Origin of the sequence: Microbacterium oleivorans (assembly GCF_023715745.1) — a bacterium.
GTDB classification, from domain to species: Bacteria; Actinomycetota; Actinomycetes; order Actinomycetales; family Microbacteriaceae; genus Microbacterium; species Microbacterium oleivorans_D.
This window is the reverse complement of record NZ_JAMBOV010000002.1, coordinates 220739-235218: the sequence shown is the minus strand read 5'-3', so window position 1 is coordinate 235218 and position 14480 is coordinate 220739. Positions and strand designations below refer to the sequence as shown.

At 63.2% G+C, this 14480-nt stretch carries 9 protein-coding genes; 2 read left to right on the top strand and 7 right to left on the bottom strand.

Annotated elements, in window-relative coordinates:
- Positions 1-118 precede the first annotated feature (118 nt).
- Positions 119-703, top strand: a complete 585-nt coding sequence (locus M3190_RS15505) for a sensor histidine kinase (RefSeq protein WP_251579495.1) — start codon at positions 119-121, stop codon at positions 701-703.
- 2 nt (positions 704-705) lie between these two features.
- A complete protein-coding gene (locus tag M3190_RS05900; protein WP_251579493.1) occupies positions 706-2100 on the top strand; it encodes a phosphotransferase in 1395 nt (464 codons plus the stop codon).
- 314 nt (positions 2101-2414) lie between these two features.
- Here the strand turns inward: M3190_RS05900 and M3190_RS05895 are convergent, their stop codons facing one another.
- The 7 genes from M3190_RS05895 to M3190_RS05865 form a co-directional block, all read right to left on the bottom strand.
- Entirely contained in the window at positions 2415-3350 is a 936-nt protein-coding gene (locus M3190_RS05895) for a hypothetical protein (protein ID WP_251579491.1), read from the bottom strand.
- 400 nt (positions 3351-3750) lie between these two features.
- Positions 3751-4407 carry a hypothetical protein gene (locus tag M3190_RS05890; RefSeq protein ID WP_251579489.1) on the bottom strand — a complete coding sequence of 219 codons (657 nt, stop codon included), beginning with the start codon at positions 4405-4407 and terminating at the stop codon, positions 3751-3753.
- The gene (locus M3190_RS05885; protein ID WP_251579487.1) at positions 4346-5323 is read right to left on the bottom strand and encodes an AAA family ATPase; all 978 of its coding nucleotides are present in this window, start codon (positions 5321-5323) and stop codon (positions 4346-4348) included. The genes M3190_RS05890 and M3190_RS05885 overlap by 62 nt, the downstream gene beginning before the upstream one ends.
- Before the next feature lie 57 nt (positions 5324-5380).
- A complete protein-coding gene (locus M3190_RS05880) occupies positions 5381-6397 on the bottom strand; it encodes a relaxase domain-containing protein (RefSeq protein WP_251579485.1) in 1017 nt (338 codons plus the stop codon).
- A gap of 498 nt (positions 6398-6895) precedes the next feature.
- Positions 6896-9688 carry an ATP-dependent helicase gene (locus M3190_RS05875; RefSeq protein ID WP_251579483.1) on the bottom strand — a complete coding sequence of 931 codons (2793 nt, stop codon included), beginning with the start codon at positions 9686-9688 and terminating at the stop codon, positions 6896-6898.
- The gene (locus M3190_RS05870; RefSeq protein ID WP_251579481.1) at positions 9685-12300 is read right to left on the bottom strand and encodes a DEAD/DEAH box helicase; all 2616 of its coding nucleotides are present in this window, start codon (positions 12298-12300) and stop codon (positions 9685-9687) included. The genes M3190_RS05875 and M3190_RS05870 overlap by 4 nt, the downstream gene beginning before the upstream one ends.
- Positions 12297-14444: a site-specific DNA-methyltransferase gene (locus M3190_RS05865; protein WP_251579479.1), complete on the bottom strand. Its 2148-nt coding sequence runs from the start codon at positions 14442-14444 to the stop codon at positions 12297-12299. The genes M3190_RS05870 and M3190_RS05865 overlap by 4 nt, the downstream gene beginning before the upstream one ends.
- Positions 14445-14480 lie beyond the last annotated feature (36 nt).

Here is a 14480-nt window from a genome sequence, read left to right as displayed (position 1 = left end):
GCCAGTACCGGCGACCGCCATTTGGACTTCAGAGACGGCGAGTTCGGATCTTGATGATGTCCGCGCAGTAGTGACGCAGAAAATCACCCGAACTCTGATCCACGAAGCACGCCCACTGGTGACGGACGTCATCCTGGCTGCTCGCAGGGAGATGGGGCAGTTATACGAGACGAGTGCCACATTCAGAGCCGCCAATCGCTTAAATGAGTTTCTCGATGCGATTGCTATACTTAGCGACGCCTCGAAGTCGCCTACGATAGTCGAGTTTGACCTCTCGACGATGTTATCCGATCACATTGAAGAGCGCGGCTACCGAGCAAAGGCTGTCGTTGCGATGAGGCAAGATCCTGTGGTTGTAAAGGGGGACCCCGTCCTTGTGCGCCTGGCGATCGATAACGCCATCAGAAACGCGATTGAGGCGTCCGAGGCTGGTCTCGCCCCCATCATCGTAAATTGCGGGGGATCCGAAGCGGATGCCTGGATAGTGGTCCTCGATGAGGGTGCGGGGCTTCCTGCCGACTTTCCTAATGCATTCGACCCCGGAACCACGACGAAATCGAAGGATGAGCACTTCGGTCTCGGGCTAGCGATCGCAGGGCAGGCAATGGATTCGCTTAGCGGCACTATTCGATTGGTGCCCCGGGAGCCCCGGGGCACATCGTGCGAGATTCGTTGGCCGCAACGGGAGGCTGCCCAAGCATGAGAGTGCTGCTGATCGAGGACGAGGATCGGAGCGTTCGACAGACTATTGAGTCGCTACAACATGTCTTTGGGGAAGTCGCCGTGACGGTAGTTGGCAGCCTCGCCGAAGCGCTTCGGGCGATCGAAACGCAATTCTTCGACCTTGCAATCTGCGATATCCAGATCAGGTCCGATGAGTCGTCCCTGGATGCAAGCGAGCAACACGGCATTGCCGCCTACGAGGCGCTGCACCTGCATTCTCCAGGCACACCTGTCGTCTTCCTGTCAGCGCACGCGAGTGTCGACAACACGAGCAGTCGCACGGCGAGTGGCGGAGTCGCGGATGTGATGGGTGTGCCAGCGTTTCCGTTGACACAGGTTGTCGTCAAGGGCGACCCTGCCAAGATAGAGGCATACTTCCGGCGAATTCGGGAAGGGTTGGCAGACCTCGCTCTCTGCACGGTGTTCGACGCTGGGGATTCCCTGGACGAGATGTTCGTCCGGGCTGTGCAAGTGTATGGACGCTCGATAGGAAGCACCTCCGCAGAGGTCACACCTATGAGTGGGCTGTCGAAGGCGCGGGTCGGATTGGTGCGATTTATGCAGGACAGCAACCCGGATGCCGTCGTCGTCCTAAAGCTGGACTCGCAGGAACGCATCAGGCACGAGGTTGCGCTCTATAACCGCTACGTTGCCAATCGTCTAACCGTAGGCTGCTTCGCTCCTCAGATCCGAACCCTAGATAGCGGCCTACGCGGCATGGCGGCAGTTGCCTCGTCACTCGCGTCGCCATCCAGCTCGTCGTTGTTCTCGAGAATGGAAGCTTCGCCTCCGCCGGTCAGTATTGCAGCAGTTCGTTCGGCCCTCAGCGGGTGGACTGCCGAGGTGGATCGGATTACGACGACGATCGGCGATTATCGTCGAGATCTGTTAGACGACGAAGTTTTCGTCGAGTTGCCGACCTTCCGATCGGAGCTAACCGCCCTCGATGACGTTCAGATAGAAATATCTCGGAAGCTTTGCCACGGTGACTTCCATGGCGAGAACGTCCTGGTGGACGACGATGGTCGCGTCGTAGTGATTGATTTCGCTGATTGCGGAGTCCTGCCGTCATCACTCGACGCTGCTGCACTAGAACTTTCACTCATCGCTCATCCCAAGAGCCCGATAGAGCACTGTTGGGCAGAGGTGGATTGCTCGGCGTGGGCGGATGCCGATTCCTTCTCGCGCAACGGTCCTTGGTCGACCGAGATTCGTGCGCTTCGTGACTGGGCCATTGCTGAGTCGAGCGAAATCCAAGCGTTGGTCGTCTACTACGGCCAAGCCTGCTGGCTGATGAAACACAAGGATCCGGGGGCTGCCCGAGCTAGCGAGGTCGCGGCGGCGGCGCTGCAGCGCATACGGGCACTCTTGGCATGATTAGTGCGTGGCGAAGTCGGGATCGCGATATCGGCGCGCCGTGTGTCGAGCTCGACCGCGGCGTTCGCCTGGGGACGCAGAACGCATCGCAGCCGCATCCCCACCACGCATAGTCTGATGCGCGTCCCGCACGAACGCCAGCCCGAGCGTATCGAGTAGCATCTGCTACGCCACCTGGAAGCGTGCGCTCTTAGAGAACCGGAGGGCGATTGGCACGGAACCGCGACATGGACATGAATTGGCCCCGGTAACGACTGAACGCCACCTGGCTTCTGGGCGTCTGAACCACGTGAGCGGGCGCGTCGCGACAGGGCTTAACTTACGAAGTTGCTAGACGGCAGGGGCACCGCAGGACGGACGGCATACAAAGCCTTTAGTTCAGATCTAGTTGTGACCGTGCGGCGGTACCAGGTTGGCGGCCTCCCCGTGACCCTGGAACGTTGCCAGCTGACGAAAGATCCGACGAGTGCGCCCGCGACAACCGCAGCAGGAATGACCGCCAGTCCGGCCAGGGCCGAGACTTTGCCACTGGTGCCAACGAACTTTGGATCCCACGCGCCCGCGACCGCGCTCGCCGTCGTCATACCTGTAGCCATGCCGGCGGTAGTCAGGTTTCTCGCGAAAGCCGCCTGAGCTTCCTCCCGAACCGATGTGTCAGCTATCTCCTCGCAGATGGCAGCGCCGCCCGCATCTCGCGCTGTCGTCAACCAACGCTGAAAGTTGCTCTCCGATTGGCTACCTCCCCACAAGGACTCATACACTGCGCGCACCTGCGACGCGGGAAAGTACTTGGGCAAGAAGTCGAGAGCTGCCGTCGTCTTTGTGAGTTGCTCCCGCCAGTACATCGCAACTGCGCTCCTCACTGGGTCGAGCGGCGGCAACTGGCCGCCATCCCCGACGGCCGCGCCCCACGGAATCAGCTCCGTCCAACACTGGTTTCGTAGCTCGGTGGCCGCGATCGGCAACGCCGCCGTCAATAGCAAGTTCGGAGATCCGGAGGAGTAGTCAACGCCCGCATTCTCGAGACGAAATGTGTCGGATGCTTGGCGCCCGCCGGCTACGAGCTCGTCCGGCACTGCCTCCCTGAGAAGTCGACTTGCGGCGGCAATGACGTTCGGCGCAGCGGAGACAGCTTCAGTCAGCCACCTAGAGTCCAGCTTGAAGAAGGAAAGCGAAAGCGGCGTCTTCGCTTGCTCGTCCTCATCCGCCCTCAGTGCCACAGGAACGACCGTCACGCGAAGATCCGACATGAGTAGATCATAACCTGATTCTTGACGATCGAGCGAAATTGCTCCACTTATAATCATCTGAGCATAAGTGTGGTAGCTTCGACCAGGAGCTGCCGATCGTCGGCGGTGTCTACCTAGGAATGAGAGCTACAGGATGTCCAATATTCAGTTCACTCCCCAATTCAGCTGGCAACCCATCGCTCAGGCTGGACTGGTCTGTGGCGTACTCGGCGCAGCGGGCGCCGCACTCTGGCAGTTTCCCGCCGTAAAGGAGTTCGCGACCAGCCCCAAAGCGAAGGAGGCTCTGTTGGACGGATTCACCAAGCTGATCATTGGTGAAGCGGGCTCCCCGTCGATTCCAGCCACGTAGACCGACGGTGATAAGCGCGCGATACCCGGTCCGCCATCGCAATAGGCGGGCTCAAACCCCGATCCCGCGCCCCGCACTCGGTGCCCCGACCACCGGCCCCGTAGCCATCGCCGACTCCCGGTTCTTCGCCGCACGCCGCACCTCGGCCTGGGCCGCGCGCACAGCATCCTGCATCGTCAACTCCGGGGTCCCGCGCTGCATCGACTCGGCGAGGCACTCGCGCGCCGCGGCATCCGTCCGCGCTACGACGATCCCGACGTTGTACAACCGCCCGCGCGTGAGGCCTACGTAGAGTCCCGCGGCATCGACATCCGGCCCGACAACTGATGCATCGGCGGTGTCGCCCTGCACGCCGTGCACGGTGGACGCGTAGGCGAGCTGCAGGTGCTCGCGCGCGTACTCGGTGGACACACGCGCCACCTGGCCGCTGTCGCTCACGGAAACCAGAGACAGGTACTCGTCGCGGATGCCGCGCACCACCCACTGCGCGCGATTCTCGACTCCCGTGAGCCGGTCGTTGCGACGAGTCTGGACGGTGTCGCCGACGAGGATGCGCTGCTGCCCGATCCCCCACGCGACGACGCGAACGTCAAGCTCGCCCCGATCGACTCGCCGCTGCTGGATCGCGTCGTTAATCGCATCCGCCTCAGCGTTGGTACCGGAAACCAACGTCACCCGCTTGCCGCGCGCGTGCAACTCGAAGTACACGTCGATCATTCGCCCACGCGCCGCGTCGTGATGATCGACCCGATCGACGTGACCGCGTTCGGCAAGCTCGCCAGCAACCCACTAGCGCACGCTCGCGATCACCCGCATCCCGGAGCCGCAGTGTGAGCGCCGCGTAGTCGGGATCGCGGAACCGGTGCACCGTGTCGAGCTCCACCGCAGCGTTCGCGTGCCGGATGGCGGAACCCATCGCACCCGCGTGTCCGACCGGCAACGCCTGATGCGTGTCACCCACGAACGCCAGCCCGACACCCTGCTCGATCGCGAGCTCCACGAGGACGTTTGCCGTCTGCAGGTCGACCATGCCGGCTTCGTCGACGACGATCCGATCGCGAGAACGCAACACGTACTGGGTTGGTCCGCCGTATACGGCGCCAGTGCTGAGATCGACTTCTCCCACTCGAAGCCTGGTCCACACCTCTGCGCCGGCCTTGTCGGTGCCCCATCGGTAGCCATGGTCCGAAAGCAAGGCATGAATACTGGATGCCGCTGCCCCGACCTCGCGAGACGCCACAGATGCCGCTTTCCGTGTGGGAGCAACAACAAGCATCCGCCGCTGTTGCGACGCGAGCGCCGTGAACGCAGCGCGCAGCATCGTCGTCTTACCCGCGCCGGCGGGGCCGGTCACCGTGACGAGCCCGTCCGTGCCGGCGATGGCGCACGCGGAAACGCGTTGCGACGCATCCAGTGCCGACAGATCCTCGTTCGGTGCAAGCTGGTGCAACTCCCCCGGCAGCAGGGAGCGCCCCGGTCGGGCGAGCACGTTCAAGCGGCCAGCGAGACGCACCTCGGCGCGTACAGTCTCGGTCGCCATGAACGCCTTCACGTGCGCCGGCGGATCGTCCGCAACGAGCCCGTAGACGGCGCCCGTGGCACGCTCAGTGATGTCGGCGATCACGCCGTCGAGCCGATCGCGCTCCGCAACGACGCCCGTTCGCGAGAGCGCGCGTATTGCTCACGCGCGGATGTCGAAGATGCTGAACCTCCCGCCGCAGGATGTGGACCGTTCGTTTGCGTCGACAACTGCCTGTGCAGCGAGTAGATCCAGGTCGACAGCATTCAGGTCTATCGCAGCAATCGAAAGGGGTGCGCGGGGGGTGATCAGACTGGGATCGATCGCTGCGATCTCGTCGCGGACGCGCGCCTCCCACGACGCCTCATCGAGATCGGCCGGCTTGTTCGGACGCGACACCGCCCGCGCGCGCCGATCGATCTGCTGCAGCACCTCCACGCTCGGCGCAGATCCTCCATGCGTCGCCGACCACTCCGCGATCAGGCGCGCGCGGTTGGCTTCGATTTGCGCCGACCGGCGCGAGACGGGTCGGACGGCAATGGCGAGTTCGGCGATCTCGCCATTGAGGTCGAGCGTGTATCCATGCCGGGCGAGCGCGGCGATCCAGGCCGGATCTGTGCGGGCGGCGAGTTCGCCCTCGGCGTTGACCACCGTGTGCATCTTCATCGCGACACGGGAATCGAGGTTTGACCACTTGCCGTCCGCACCGAGCGCCTTGATGCTGAGCCACAGGTGACGGTGGATGTGCGGGTCGAGCGCTCGTGAGCGACGGTGTTGGAGCTCGACGACTTCGATGCGCGTGATCGCCTCGCGAATGAGTCCGCCGTGCCCGCGGCGTGCATTGAGCTCCGTCTGCCACATGAGCAGGATGCGGTCCCGCAACCGGTCTTGGAGGGCCTCGAACTCGGCTGCGAGTTCGGGATGCAACAGTGCGGCGATGCTGTACGACTTCGGGTGGTTGAGCGTGCCGTCGAGCAGCAGGTCAGCGTCGGGGCTCAGCCGCTGGTGGCCGCGCTCCTCCCCCGTGACCGGGTCGCGCCCGGTGAGCCAGACGCGAAGGCCGCCGGCCGTGAGTTGGTCGGTCGTGATGACGCCGTTGTCGACGACGAACCGAGAGACGGTTGAATCGGATGCTGCGCCATACGCCTCGAGCGCTTCGGCGCCCGTCGGGTAGGGCATGTGGGCGTCGCACGTGCCTTCGAGCGCGTAGGAGATAGCTTGCCGGACCCCGCGGGACTCGACGCCTCTCTTCCATCGCTCCAGGCCCCCGCGCATGGCGCCAGAGTAGGCTAGGTTTTCGCGGTTATCCAGGGATTTTTCTGCGTTGCAGGTAGCTGTAGCAAAGCGGCTTCAAACGGCGCCGTCCACCGTGGGTGCCTGCGTGCATCGCTCCAATGGTTGCTCCGTCGCAATGCTCGTTCAAGTCAATCCGTCGTGCTGGGACTGCCGCTTTCGAGGAGCGGAACTTGAGAGTCGACCTGGGGTCTTGGCGTGATCGCTCCATCGCCGCAATAATCACCTCATCGCGGGTGCGCGATGGTGGCATTCGGGCTGCTTCGGAGGACGGCGGAATCAGCATGGTTGGACGTCCGCCTTGCGCTTGGCTGTCTAGAGGTAGTCGACCCGGTCAGCGTCGACAAAACGCCAGACGTTTCGGGTCGAGGCCGATGGCTCGGGTCAGCTCGAACCGCCCTTCGTCAACCAGACGAGGTCGTCGTACGCGGACTCGCTCGAGTGGTCGTGCCCGCAACCAAACTGGTTCGCTCGAATGTCGACCGCGACAGCATCCACCTTTGCCTTGATCGCGGACACGAGCGCAGCATTGACCGGGTCGTTGGTGCTCTTACCGTGGTCATCAAGGTTGAGGATTTGGATGCGGTCAGCGTTGTCTCCGGTGAGTTGCTGGTAGCCCAGCGCGTAGATCGAAAGCTGATCCTTGGTCACTGCCTGCGCCTGCGAGTCCTCCGTCGACTTGAAGTCGACGATTGCCGTTTCGCCGGTCTCTAGCGACTTGATGAGGTCTATGCGGCCGTTGACGGTGACACCCGGTGAGATCTCAACTTCAATCACCTTCTCGGAGTGAATGGTCCGCGTGAGATCGTCGCCGTGACGGTCGAAGTAGCGGTCAATGGCCTTCACCGCCGATGCCCGAAGCTGGTCGCGTAGCGCGGGGTACGCGTAAGGCGTGTGGAGGTGTCGGTCGACGAGGGAATCGATGTCTGCCTTGGTAGGCACGTCGCCGGCAAGTGCTCGCTTGTGCATCTCGGCCAGGACGTCATGAAGCCCCTTGCCGTAGCCGAGCGCCTCATGGATCGGCGGGTTGAAGCCGTACATGAAGCGGAGCTTGAACTGGTATGGACACTCGATCAGGTATTTCAGTTCGGAGAACGAAATCGCGATGTTCGGAGTCTCGTGTTTGGGCGTCGGCTCGAGCCGGGCGACGTCAGGGAGCCCTTCGTCAGTCGTGGACATCCAAACCGACGCCGTGCAATGAAGGTAGAAGTCGGAGGGCTTCTTGTAGAGCTTGTTCGACATGTCCGGGGCGTAGGTCACGTAGAGGTACTTCTGGGCGCGCGTGATGGCGACGTAGAAGAGTCGGGTCTCGTCGGAGCGGTTCGTTTTATAGCGGTCGCCGTTGGGCACGGCTTCAAGCGGCACGATGTGCGGAATCGTCTGCGTACCTCCTGGCGCCTTCATCGGGAACCGATTCGCGCGCATGTACGGCACAAAGACCGCGGGCCACTGCAACCCCTTTGAGCGGTGAACTGTCGAGATCACTACCGCGTCGGGAGCCACGTAGCCGGCGTCCTCGTCAGATTCCTCGTAGACCCCCGGCGCCTGGAAGGTGAGGAAGCCGACGAATGCCTGGTACTTGGACTGCGGCCTCGAGGAGAAATGGATGGTCTCGAAGTCAGAGATGACCTGTGAGAACTTCCCGAGCTGGAACATGACGAGTTCGCGGCGGCGCGCGCCGCCGGGGATGGTGTCTTCGCGGAGGTCGAGCGCTTCGAGGAAGCGGAGGAAGAGGCGCTGGATGTTGTAGACACCCCAGCGCTCGCTGGCCGTGAAGTCGGCGCCGACGTCGAGCACGCGGACGGCAGAAGTCCAGTTCTCGGAGGCTGGTACAAGGCGTGCGGCGTCCCACAGCTGGCGCAGCTCGGGACGGGAGATCTCGCCCATCATGTAGCGAAAGAGCCCGGCGCACGCCACGATCTCGGGTGCGTCAAACAGCCGCGCCAGCCCCTTGATGATAAACGGGATCTCGCGGCGCTTGAGCTCGGCGACGAGCTCGTCGGCGTCTCTGACCGAACGGAACAAGACCGCACAGTCGGACCAGGACAGGCCGCGCGGTTCCCCGCCGGGACGGTCGACGAACGGCATCCCCTGGAGTTCGGCGATGCGGTCGGCGATCCACTCGGCCTCCTCGCGCGAGTCCTCGAACTGGAGTGCGAGCATGTCGCCGCGCTCCCACTTCTGATGAGATGCGTAGAGCATCTTCTTGGTTAGTCGCTCGGCCGAATCGAGACGCTCGGCGACGGAGCGCCCGAGCTTGACGATGCCCTCAGACGAGCGGAAGTTGTCGGCGAGCTCGATCGTGCGCACGCCAGCGTAGCGTCCGGCGAACGTGATGATGTTCGCTACCTCGGAGCCGCGCCACTGATAGATCGTCTGGTCGTCGTCGCCGACCACGCACAAGTTCGCGCCGAAGTGCACGAGATGTTGTACCAGGCGCTCCTGGATCGGGTTGACGTCCTGGTACTCGTCGACGATGACGTACTTGACGTCGTTCGCGACGTGGTCGCGTAGCGCCTGCTCGGCGGTCCCTAGCGTGCCAGCACTCTGCGATCGCTCGAGGAAGTCCACGGCGTCGACCATCATCGAGGTGTAGTCGAAGTAACTGCGCTGGTGGAGTAGATCGCGATACATCCCGAGGGCGGCGGTGACGGCTTCTGGGACGCGCGAGAATTTCACCGCGTCCTCCTGGAGGACCGACAGCGCAGCCTTGTAGTAGCGGGTGTCGGTGTACCGGCGGAGGGTTTGAACGCTGCCGCCGACCGTCTTGGTGCAGCTCGTCAGCCCTGACCGGTTGCTCTCGCGGTCGATGAAGAGCTGCTGCGTGATGTCGGTGAGCACCGAGTACTTGAAGGTTTCGGGGATGTATGTCTGCAGCATGTCGAGGCAATACCCGTGCATCGTGCCGACGTACATCTCGGCGAGGCCGACGATGTCGGGGATCGCTGCGGTCACCGTCCGGTGGATGCGCTCCTTCAGCTCGGCGGCGGCCTTCTCGGTGAAGGTGAAGGCGATGACGTTTGCCGGCCTGACTTCGGGTTGGGCCAGGATGTTCGCGATGCGCTGAGCGAGCACCTCGGTTTTGCCCGAGCCTGCGCACGCAATGAGTTGAAGTGGCTGGCCGAGTTCACTAATCGCGTCCTGCTGCGCCGGCGTAAACATGAGTGTGGTGGTCACGCGTACTTCTTCCCGAGTGGACCGGCGAACAGCTCGGCCGGCGTCTGGCCTGAGTGGAGAACGGCGTTCCGAACGACGTCGTCCTTCATGTCGAGAACCCGCAGTTCACCCCCCGGCCGATTCGCGATCGAGTCGATCCGGTGGTAGACATCCGCGTACTCGGCGGCATAGAGCGCGAGCCCCCGGAGTTTGACGAGAGCGTCATCCAGGTGGGTGCCGTGCGGATCCACGATCGAGGGCCGCACCTCGCCACCGATCTCGTTGAACACGATGAAGTCCGGATGCATCGCCCGCCAGTTGCCGGCGGCATCGCGGTACGTGATCCCGAGGGAGTCGGCTGAGGAGACGGACGGGTTCCGGTACCAGCCGCGGCAGTCGAGGCGTGACACCTCGCGCTGCACCACGATCTTCTCCCAGTCGTTCAGCTTGGTGAGCGGGTACCAGCCCGTCTGGTCAGACATGAGGTGCTTGTCGATCAGCTGCGCGACCTTGACCTGCTCGCCCTCGAGTTCCTTGAAGTCGGCCATCCGGTTCCTCGGCCGATGAAGTGGCTGGAGTTGCGGCTCGACAGCTTGGGCGCGGATCTCGTCGTAGGCTTCGCGGCGCTCGTCGGACAGCCCGAGCAGGGCGACACGATGGTCGGCGAACCACTCGTCGACAAGATCCTTTGCGGCGATATCAACCTTGTCGCGCACGGCCGGAACCGTAGCGAGGGCTGCAGCCTTCACGTAGGCAGCCCGCAGGCCGTCGTCGTCTGCGTCCGGGTCGTCATCGCCGGCCAAGTGGTCGACGTAGGACTGGGCGATGTCGGCCCCGAACGCCCGTTTCGCATCCTCGAAGGCGACGCGGATCGCGCGGTCGTCGGCCCTGATCGCGAAGTCGGCATAGCTCAGCTTGTTGCCACCGAACTGGCCCGCGATCGACATGCCACGCACCGTCCGCACCTCGATCTCTGCGGTGCGGAGCTGCCCGTCGTAGCGGTCTGCGAGGGCTTCAAGAGCAGAGTGCATTTGGCGCTCGACCGACTTGATCGCACGCGGCTTCAGCCCGTCGGCCGACAACGCCTGCGCCAAACTCATGAGCTGCTTGACAGGCCGCGCGCCACGCTGCGGAACCACGAGCGAAGGGAGGTCGTCGAAGCATTCCCACACCGAGTCGGGCACGTTGGGGTTCTTCCCCAGTTCGCGCCCATCGAGGAGGATCTCGATCGCCGGCCCGCCCGGCATCTCCTCGATCAGACCGGTGAGGAACCGCGCAACGTTCCCGGCTGTGGTCCGGTCGAAGTGCGGCAGGATGCAGTTCACAGCGTTGAGCCGATCGTCGCCGGGGATACGGCGCGCGAGCGGAGTGCGTACCATCCGTCCGAGCAGCTGCGTGATGTGCGTGTGATCCGTCGCGGGCCGGAACGACAGAAGGACCTCGGCGCGGGGGCAGTCCCACCCAGTCGAGATCGCGTCCTTGGCCACGAGCACGCGCACTTCGGTCGTCTCGTGGACTCGCTGCGGCTCGATCCAATCGATCTCCCACGAGCCGAAAGAATGCGTTCTGTGATCGCCGAGCACGTGCCTAACGTGAAGGGAACGAAGATCCCCGATCTCGCCAGCGATAGTGTCGAGCCACAGGCCAACCATGTCGGCGTCCTCGACGTTCGGAATCTGCATCACGAGGAGTGGCACGACGAACTCGGTCTGCTTCTCGCCGGGAAGCGTCGCTTGCGCCTCGAGGTACTTGCCCCAGCGTCGCGCCGAGTCCTTGAGCTTCTGCGCAGCGTGAGTCGCCAACGCCGTCTCGAGGTTGCCGGACTCGGCCGGGATGTCGAGGACAATCTTGTCCTTGATGAGGCCGGATGCCTGAACTCGAGCGGGGTCGACCGTCACCGCGGGTAGCGCCTCGCGGTCGGCGCTGAGCGCCGCGTCGCCCATCGCGTCGGCAAAGTGCTTGATCGTGGCTGAAATGCCCCAGACGACCGGGATCGGCACGCCGGTCTCGGTGCCGTCGACTAGACCCTTGACGATCGTCGGCTTGTCCTTCGTCGCCTTCGTGTTGAAGCCGCGGTGCGCCTCGTCGATCACGAGGTACACAGTGAGGCCGTCGTCGTCGATCGTGTTGGCGAGTGTTTCCCAGATGGTCCACGCAAGGCCATCGGGTGAGATCAGGGTCTCGGCACCAGTCTGTTCGGTCGCCCGCAAGCGGGCGGCCTTCATCGTAAGGCGTGACGTCGCGGTGAGTTTCTGGGTGTTGAGGAAGTAGACCTTGCCGGGGTCAAGCTGCTGCACTGAGAACGGGTACTCGACGGTGACGAGGCGATCGTGCGTCAGCTTCTCCGACGCCTGCATGAGTCGGATGCGGGTCTGGTCGTTGAGATTGGGGTCGTCCGAAAACCAGATCACCACGGCACCGGGGTCGGGGGCGAACTCGAACTCGTCATTCCCGTAGAACAGCGCCTCGATGGCCGCGGCCGCCATGACGGTCTTGCCGGCGCCGGTCGTCGCCGTGAGCGTGAACGATGTCTCTTTGGGATGATCCGCGTGGTACTTGGTGCGCGCACGGTCGAGGTTGTCGAGAACCTGGATGACGGCATCGCGCTGGTAGTCCTTGAGCGTGAACTTCATCGCACACTCCGCATCGCGTCGATCTCGAAGTTGCTGAGATACGACTGGTACAGCCGCACCGGCTCAACGCCGGACGGGAGCTCGCGCGATATGGCCTCGAACAGCCGGTCCTCGTCTGTGACGATGTACGCGATCGCTACCGACGGAGTGTTGGCAAGCGCAGTCAGGAAAGCGTCGGTCTGGTCGAGATCCGCGAGGACACCATAGGCGTCGGCGACGTCCCAGCCAGTCTCGAGAGACTCGATCCGACGTCCTTGCGAGCCAGCGCGCAACCACAGGAATGGTGCGATCCGCGCGAACTCTCGGTTTGACTGCACGCGCATCGGCGCTTCGTAGGTGAGGGTGAAGAACTCGACGTTCTCGTCGAAGCCGTCGGCCATGGGGAACACGTCGGTGAATTTGTAGTCGCCCTTGATCGGCTTGCCGTCCGGTGTCTGGCCGGTAATAGCGGCCCGAATGCGCGGCTTTGTGATGTAGTCGCAGATGCCCCACTGCTCCCAGTCGGGGTCGCCGGGGCGGAGGTTCTGCTTGCGGAGCTTCGCCTGCTCATCGGCGCTGACTTCGTTGTTAGTGACCGAGATGGATCGACGTCGACCGCCGTCCTGCTTGTTGAGGCGCATAACCGCGTGAGCTGTTGTGCCTGATCCGGAGAAGAAGTCGACAACCGTCGCGCTTGGTCTGCTGCCAACGAAGTATCTGAGTACGTCCTCCACCGCGTACAGCGATTTTGGGAACGGGAACCGGCGATTCGGAATGACTTGGGAGAGCAGCTTGGTCCCGTACGCCTGGGCGCTATGGGATTCACGAACCCACTGGGTCGTCGGCATCACCTTCTTGACTCCATCGACGCGTTCGACGATTGCCGAGCCGTCCGGCCGACGACCGACGATTCGGATGCTCCCGTCGGCGACAGAGCCAACCTTTCCGCTGGTGAGATAGGAGACAGAGAATTGGTCGTCTGCACCCTTCCCGCGGGTGACCCGGACAAACCCTTGTGCCAGCCGCAATCGAAGCGAGGTTGGCGTCAGCCCCCAGATCATCTCCGTGCCGTCGGGCTTCAACGGCCACAGCGTCACACAGCCGGGCCTGTCAGGCACCGAGTCTCGCTCAACATGCACGGGGATCGAGTCACCGATCTCAGCAATCCGACCCGTCTGGACATCCACATAGATCGGGTAAAACTGGTCAGGTCGGGGCTGCGGCCCGCGGCGGGCCGACGACAGCTCGAAGCGGCGGAGCTGGTTCCAGCGAACTTCCTCGCCCTCACCGATGTCCGTCGTGTCCGCCGCGAGTTCGGCAGCACCGAATGAGACGAAGTAGATGAACTCGTTGGTGCGCGTGAACTCATTCGTTCTGATTGCACCAGTCGGGTTGATGAGGGAGCTAACCATCTGCATCTTCCCCTCCGGGAACGTCTGCTCTAGTAGCAGCCCGAGTCGGAGGTATTCCTTCTCGTCGATGGTGACGATGAGGACCGAATTGTCCGGGTTCAGGAGTTCCTTCGCCATGAGTAGACGCCGTTCCATGAATGCAAGCCACTTTGAGTGGCGATAGAGGTCGTCGCCTTCGACGTAGTCGTTGTTGTACTTCCAGTCGCGCGCGCCGGTGTTGTATGGAGGGTCGATGTAGATGGCGTCGACTTTGCCGCGATGCGTGAACAGAAGGGTCTGAAGCGCGTGAAAGTTCTCGGCGTTGATGACGGTGTGGAAGGGCTTGTCTCCGCCGCGCTCAACCTTGCCGGTCGACACAAGACCGGGGTAGATCGGGTCGCGGAACTCAGCGACCACGACGAGGTCGTCGACATCAGTGGATCTACTGGTGTCGCCAGCCTCTGGGTCCCCGGAATTCTCCGAGATCGGCGCGATCATGGCTTCTCGGCTACCGCCGCGCCGCTCGATCGACACAACTCGGTAGAGCGCTCGGTGCGCGGCCCTGGAAAGCTCCCCGCGTGGCGGCTGGACCCGAACCTTGTCGCCGACGCGAACCTTCCGGCCCGGCAGTTCGACGGCTTCTGGAGTATGCCGCTCGAAGTTGAGCCCGAAGGCGCGCCGCCCCGACAGTACGTCGACCTCGCGCTCGATCTCAGCTGCGAGTGACGGGTTCGACGCGCGAAGTTGTCCTAGCAGCTCGTGAATCCGCGCCATTGCTCCTCTTCCGACTTGGCAGCCCGTCATCCAACC

What these genes read in the sequence shown, in the direction of transcription:
- M3190_RS05865 (WP_251579479.1), bottom strand. Translation starts at nt 14,444, where the DNA reads ATGGCGCGGATTCACGAGCTGCTAGGACAACTTCGCGCGTCGAACCCG.
- M3190_RS05880 (WP_251579485.1), bottom strand. Translation starts at nt 6,397, where the DNA reads ATGCCCTACCCGACGGGCGCCGAAGCGCTCGAGGCGTATGGCGCAGCA.
- M3190_RS05895 (WP_251579491.1), bottom strand. Translation starts at nt 3,350, where the DNA reads ATGTCGGATCTTCGCGTGACGGTCGTTCCTGTGGCACTGAGGGCGGAT.
- M3190_RS05870 (WP_251579481.1), bottom strand. Translation starts at nt 12,300, where the DNA reads ATGAAGTTCACGCTCAAGGACTACCAGCGCGATGCCGTCATCCAGGTT.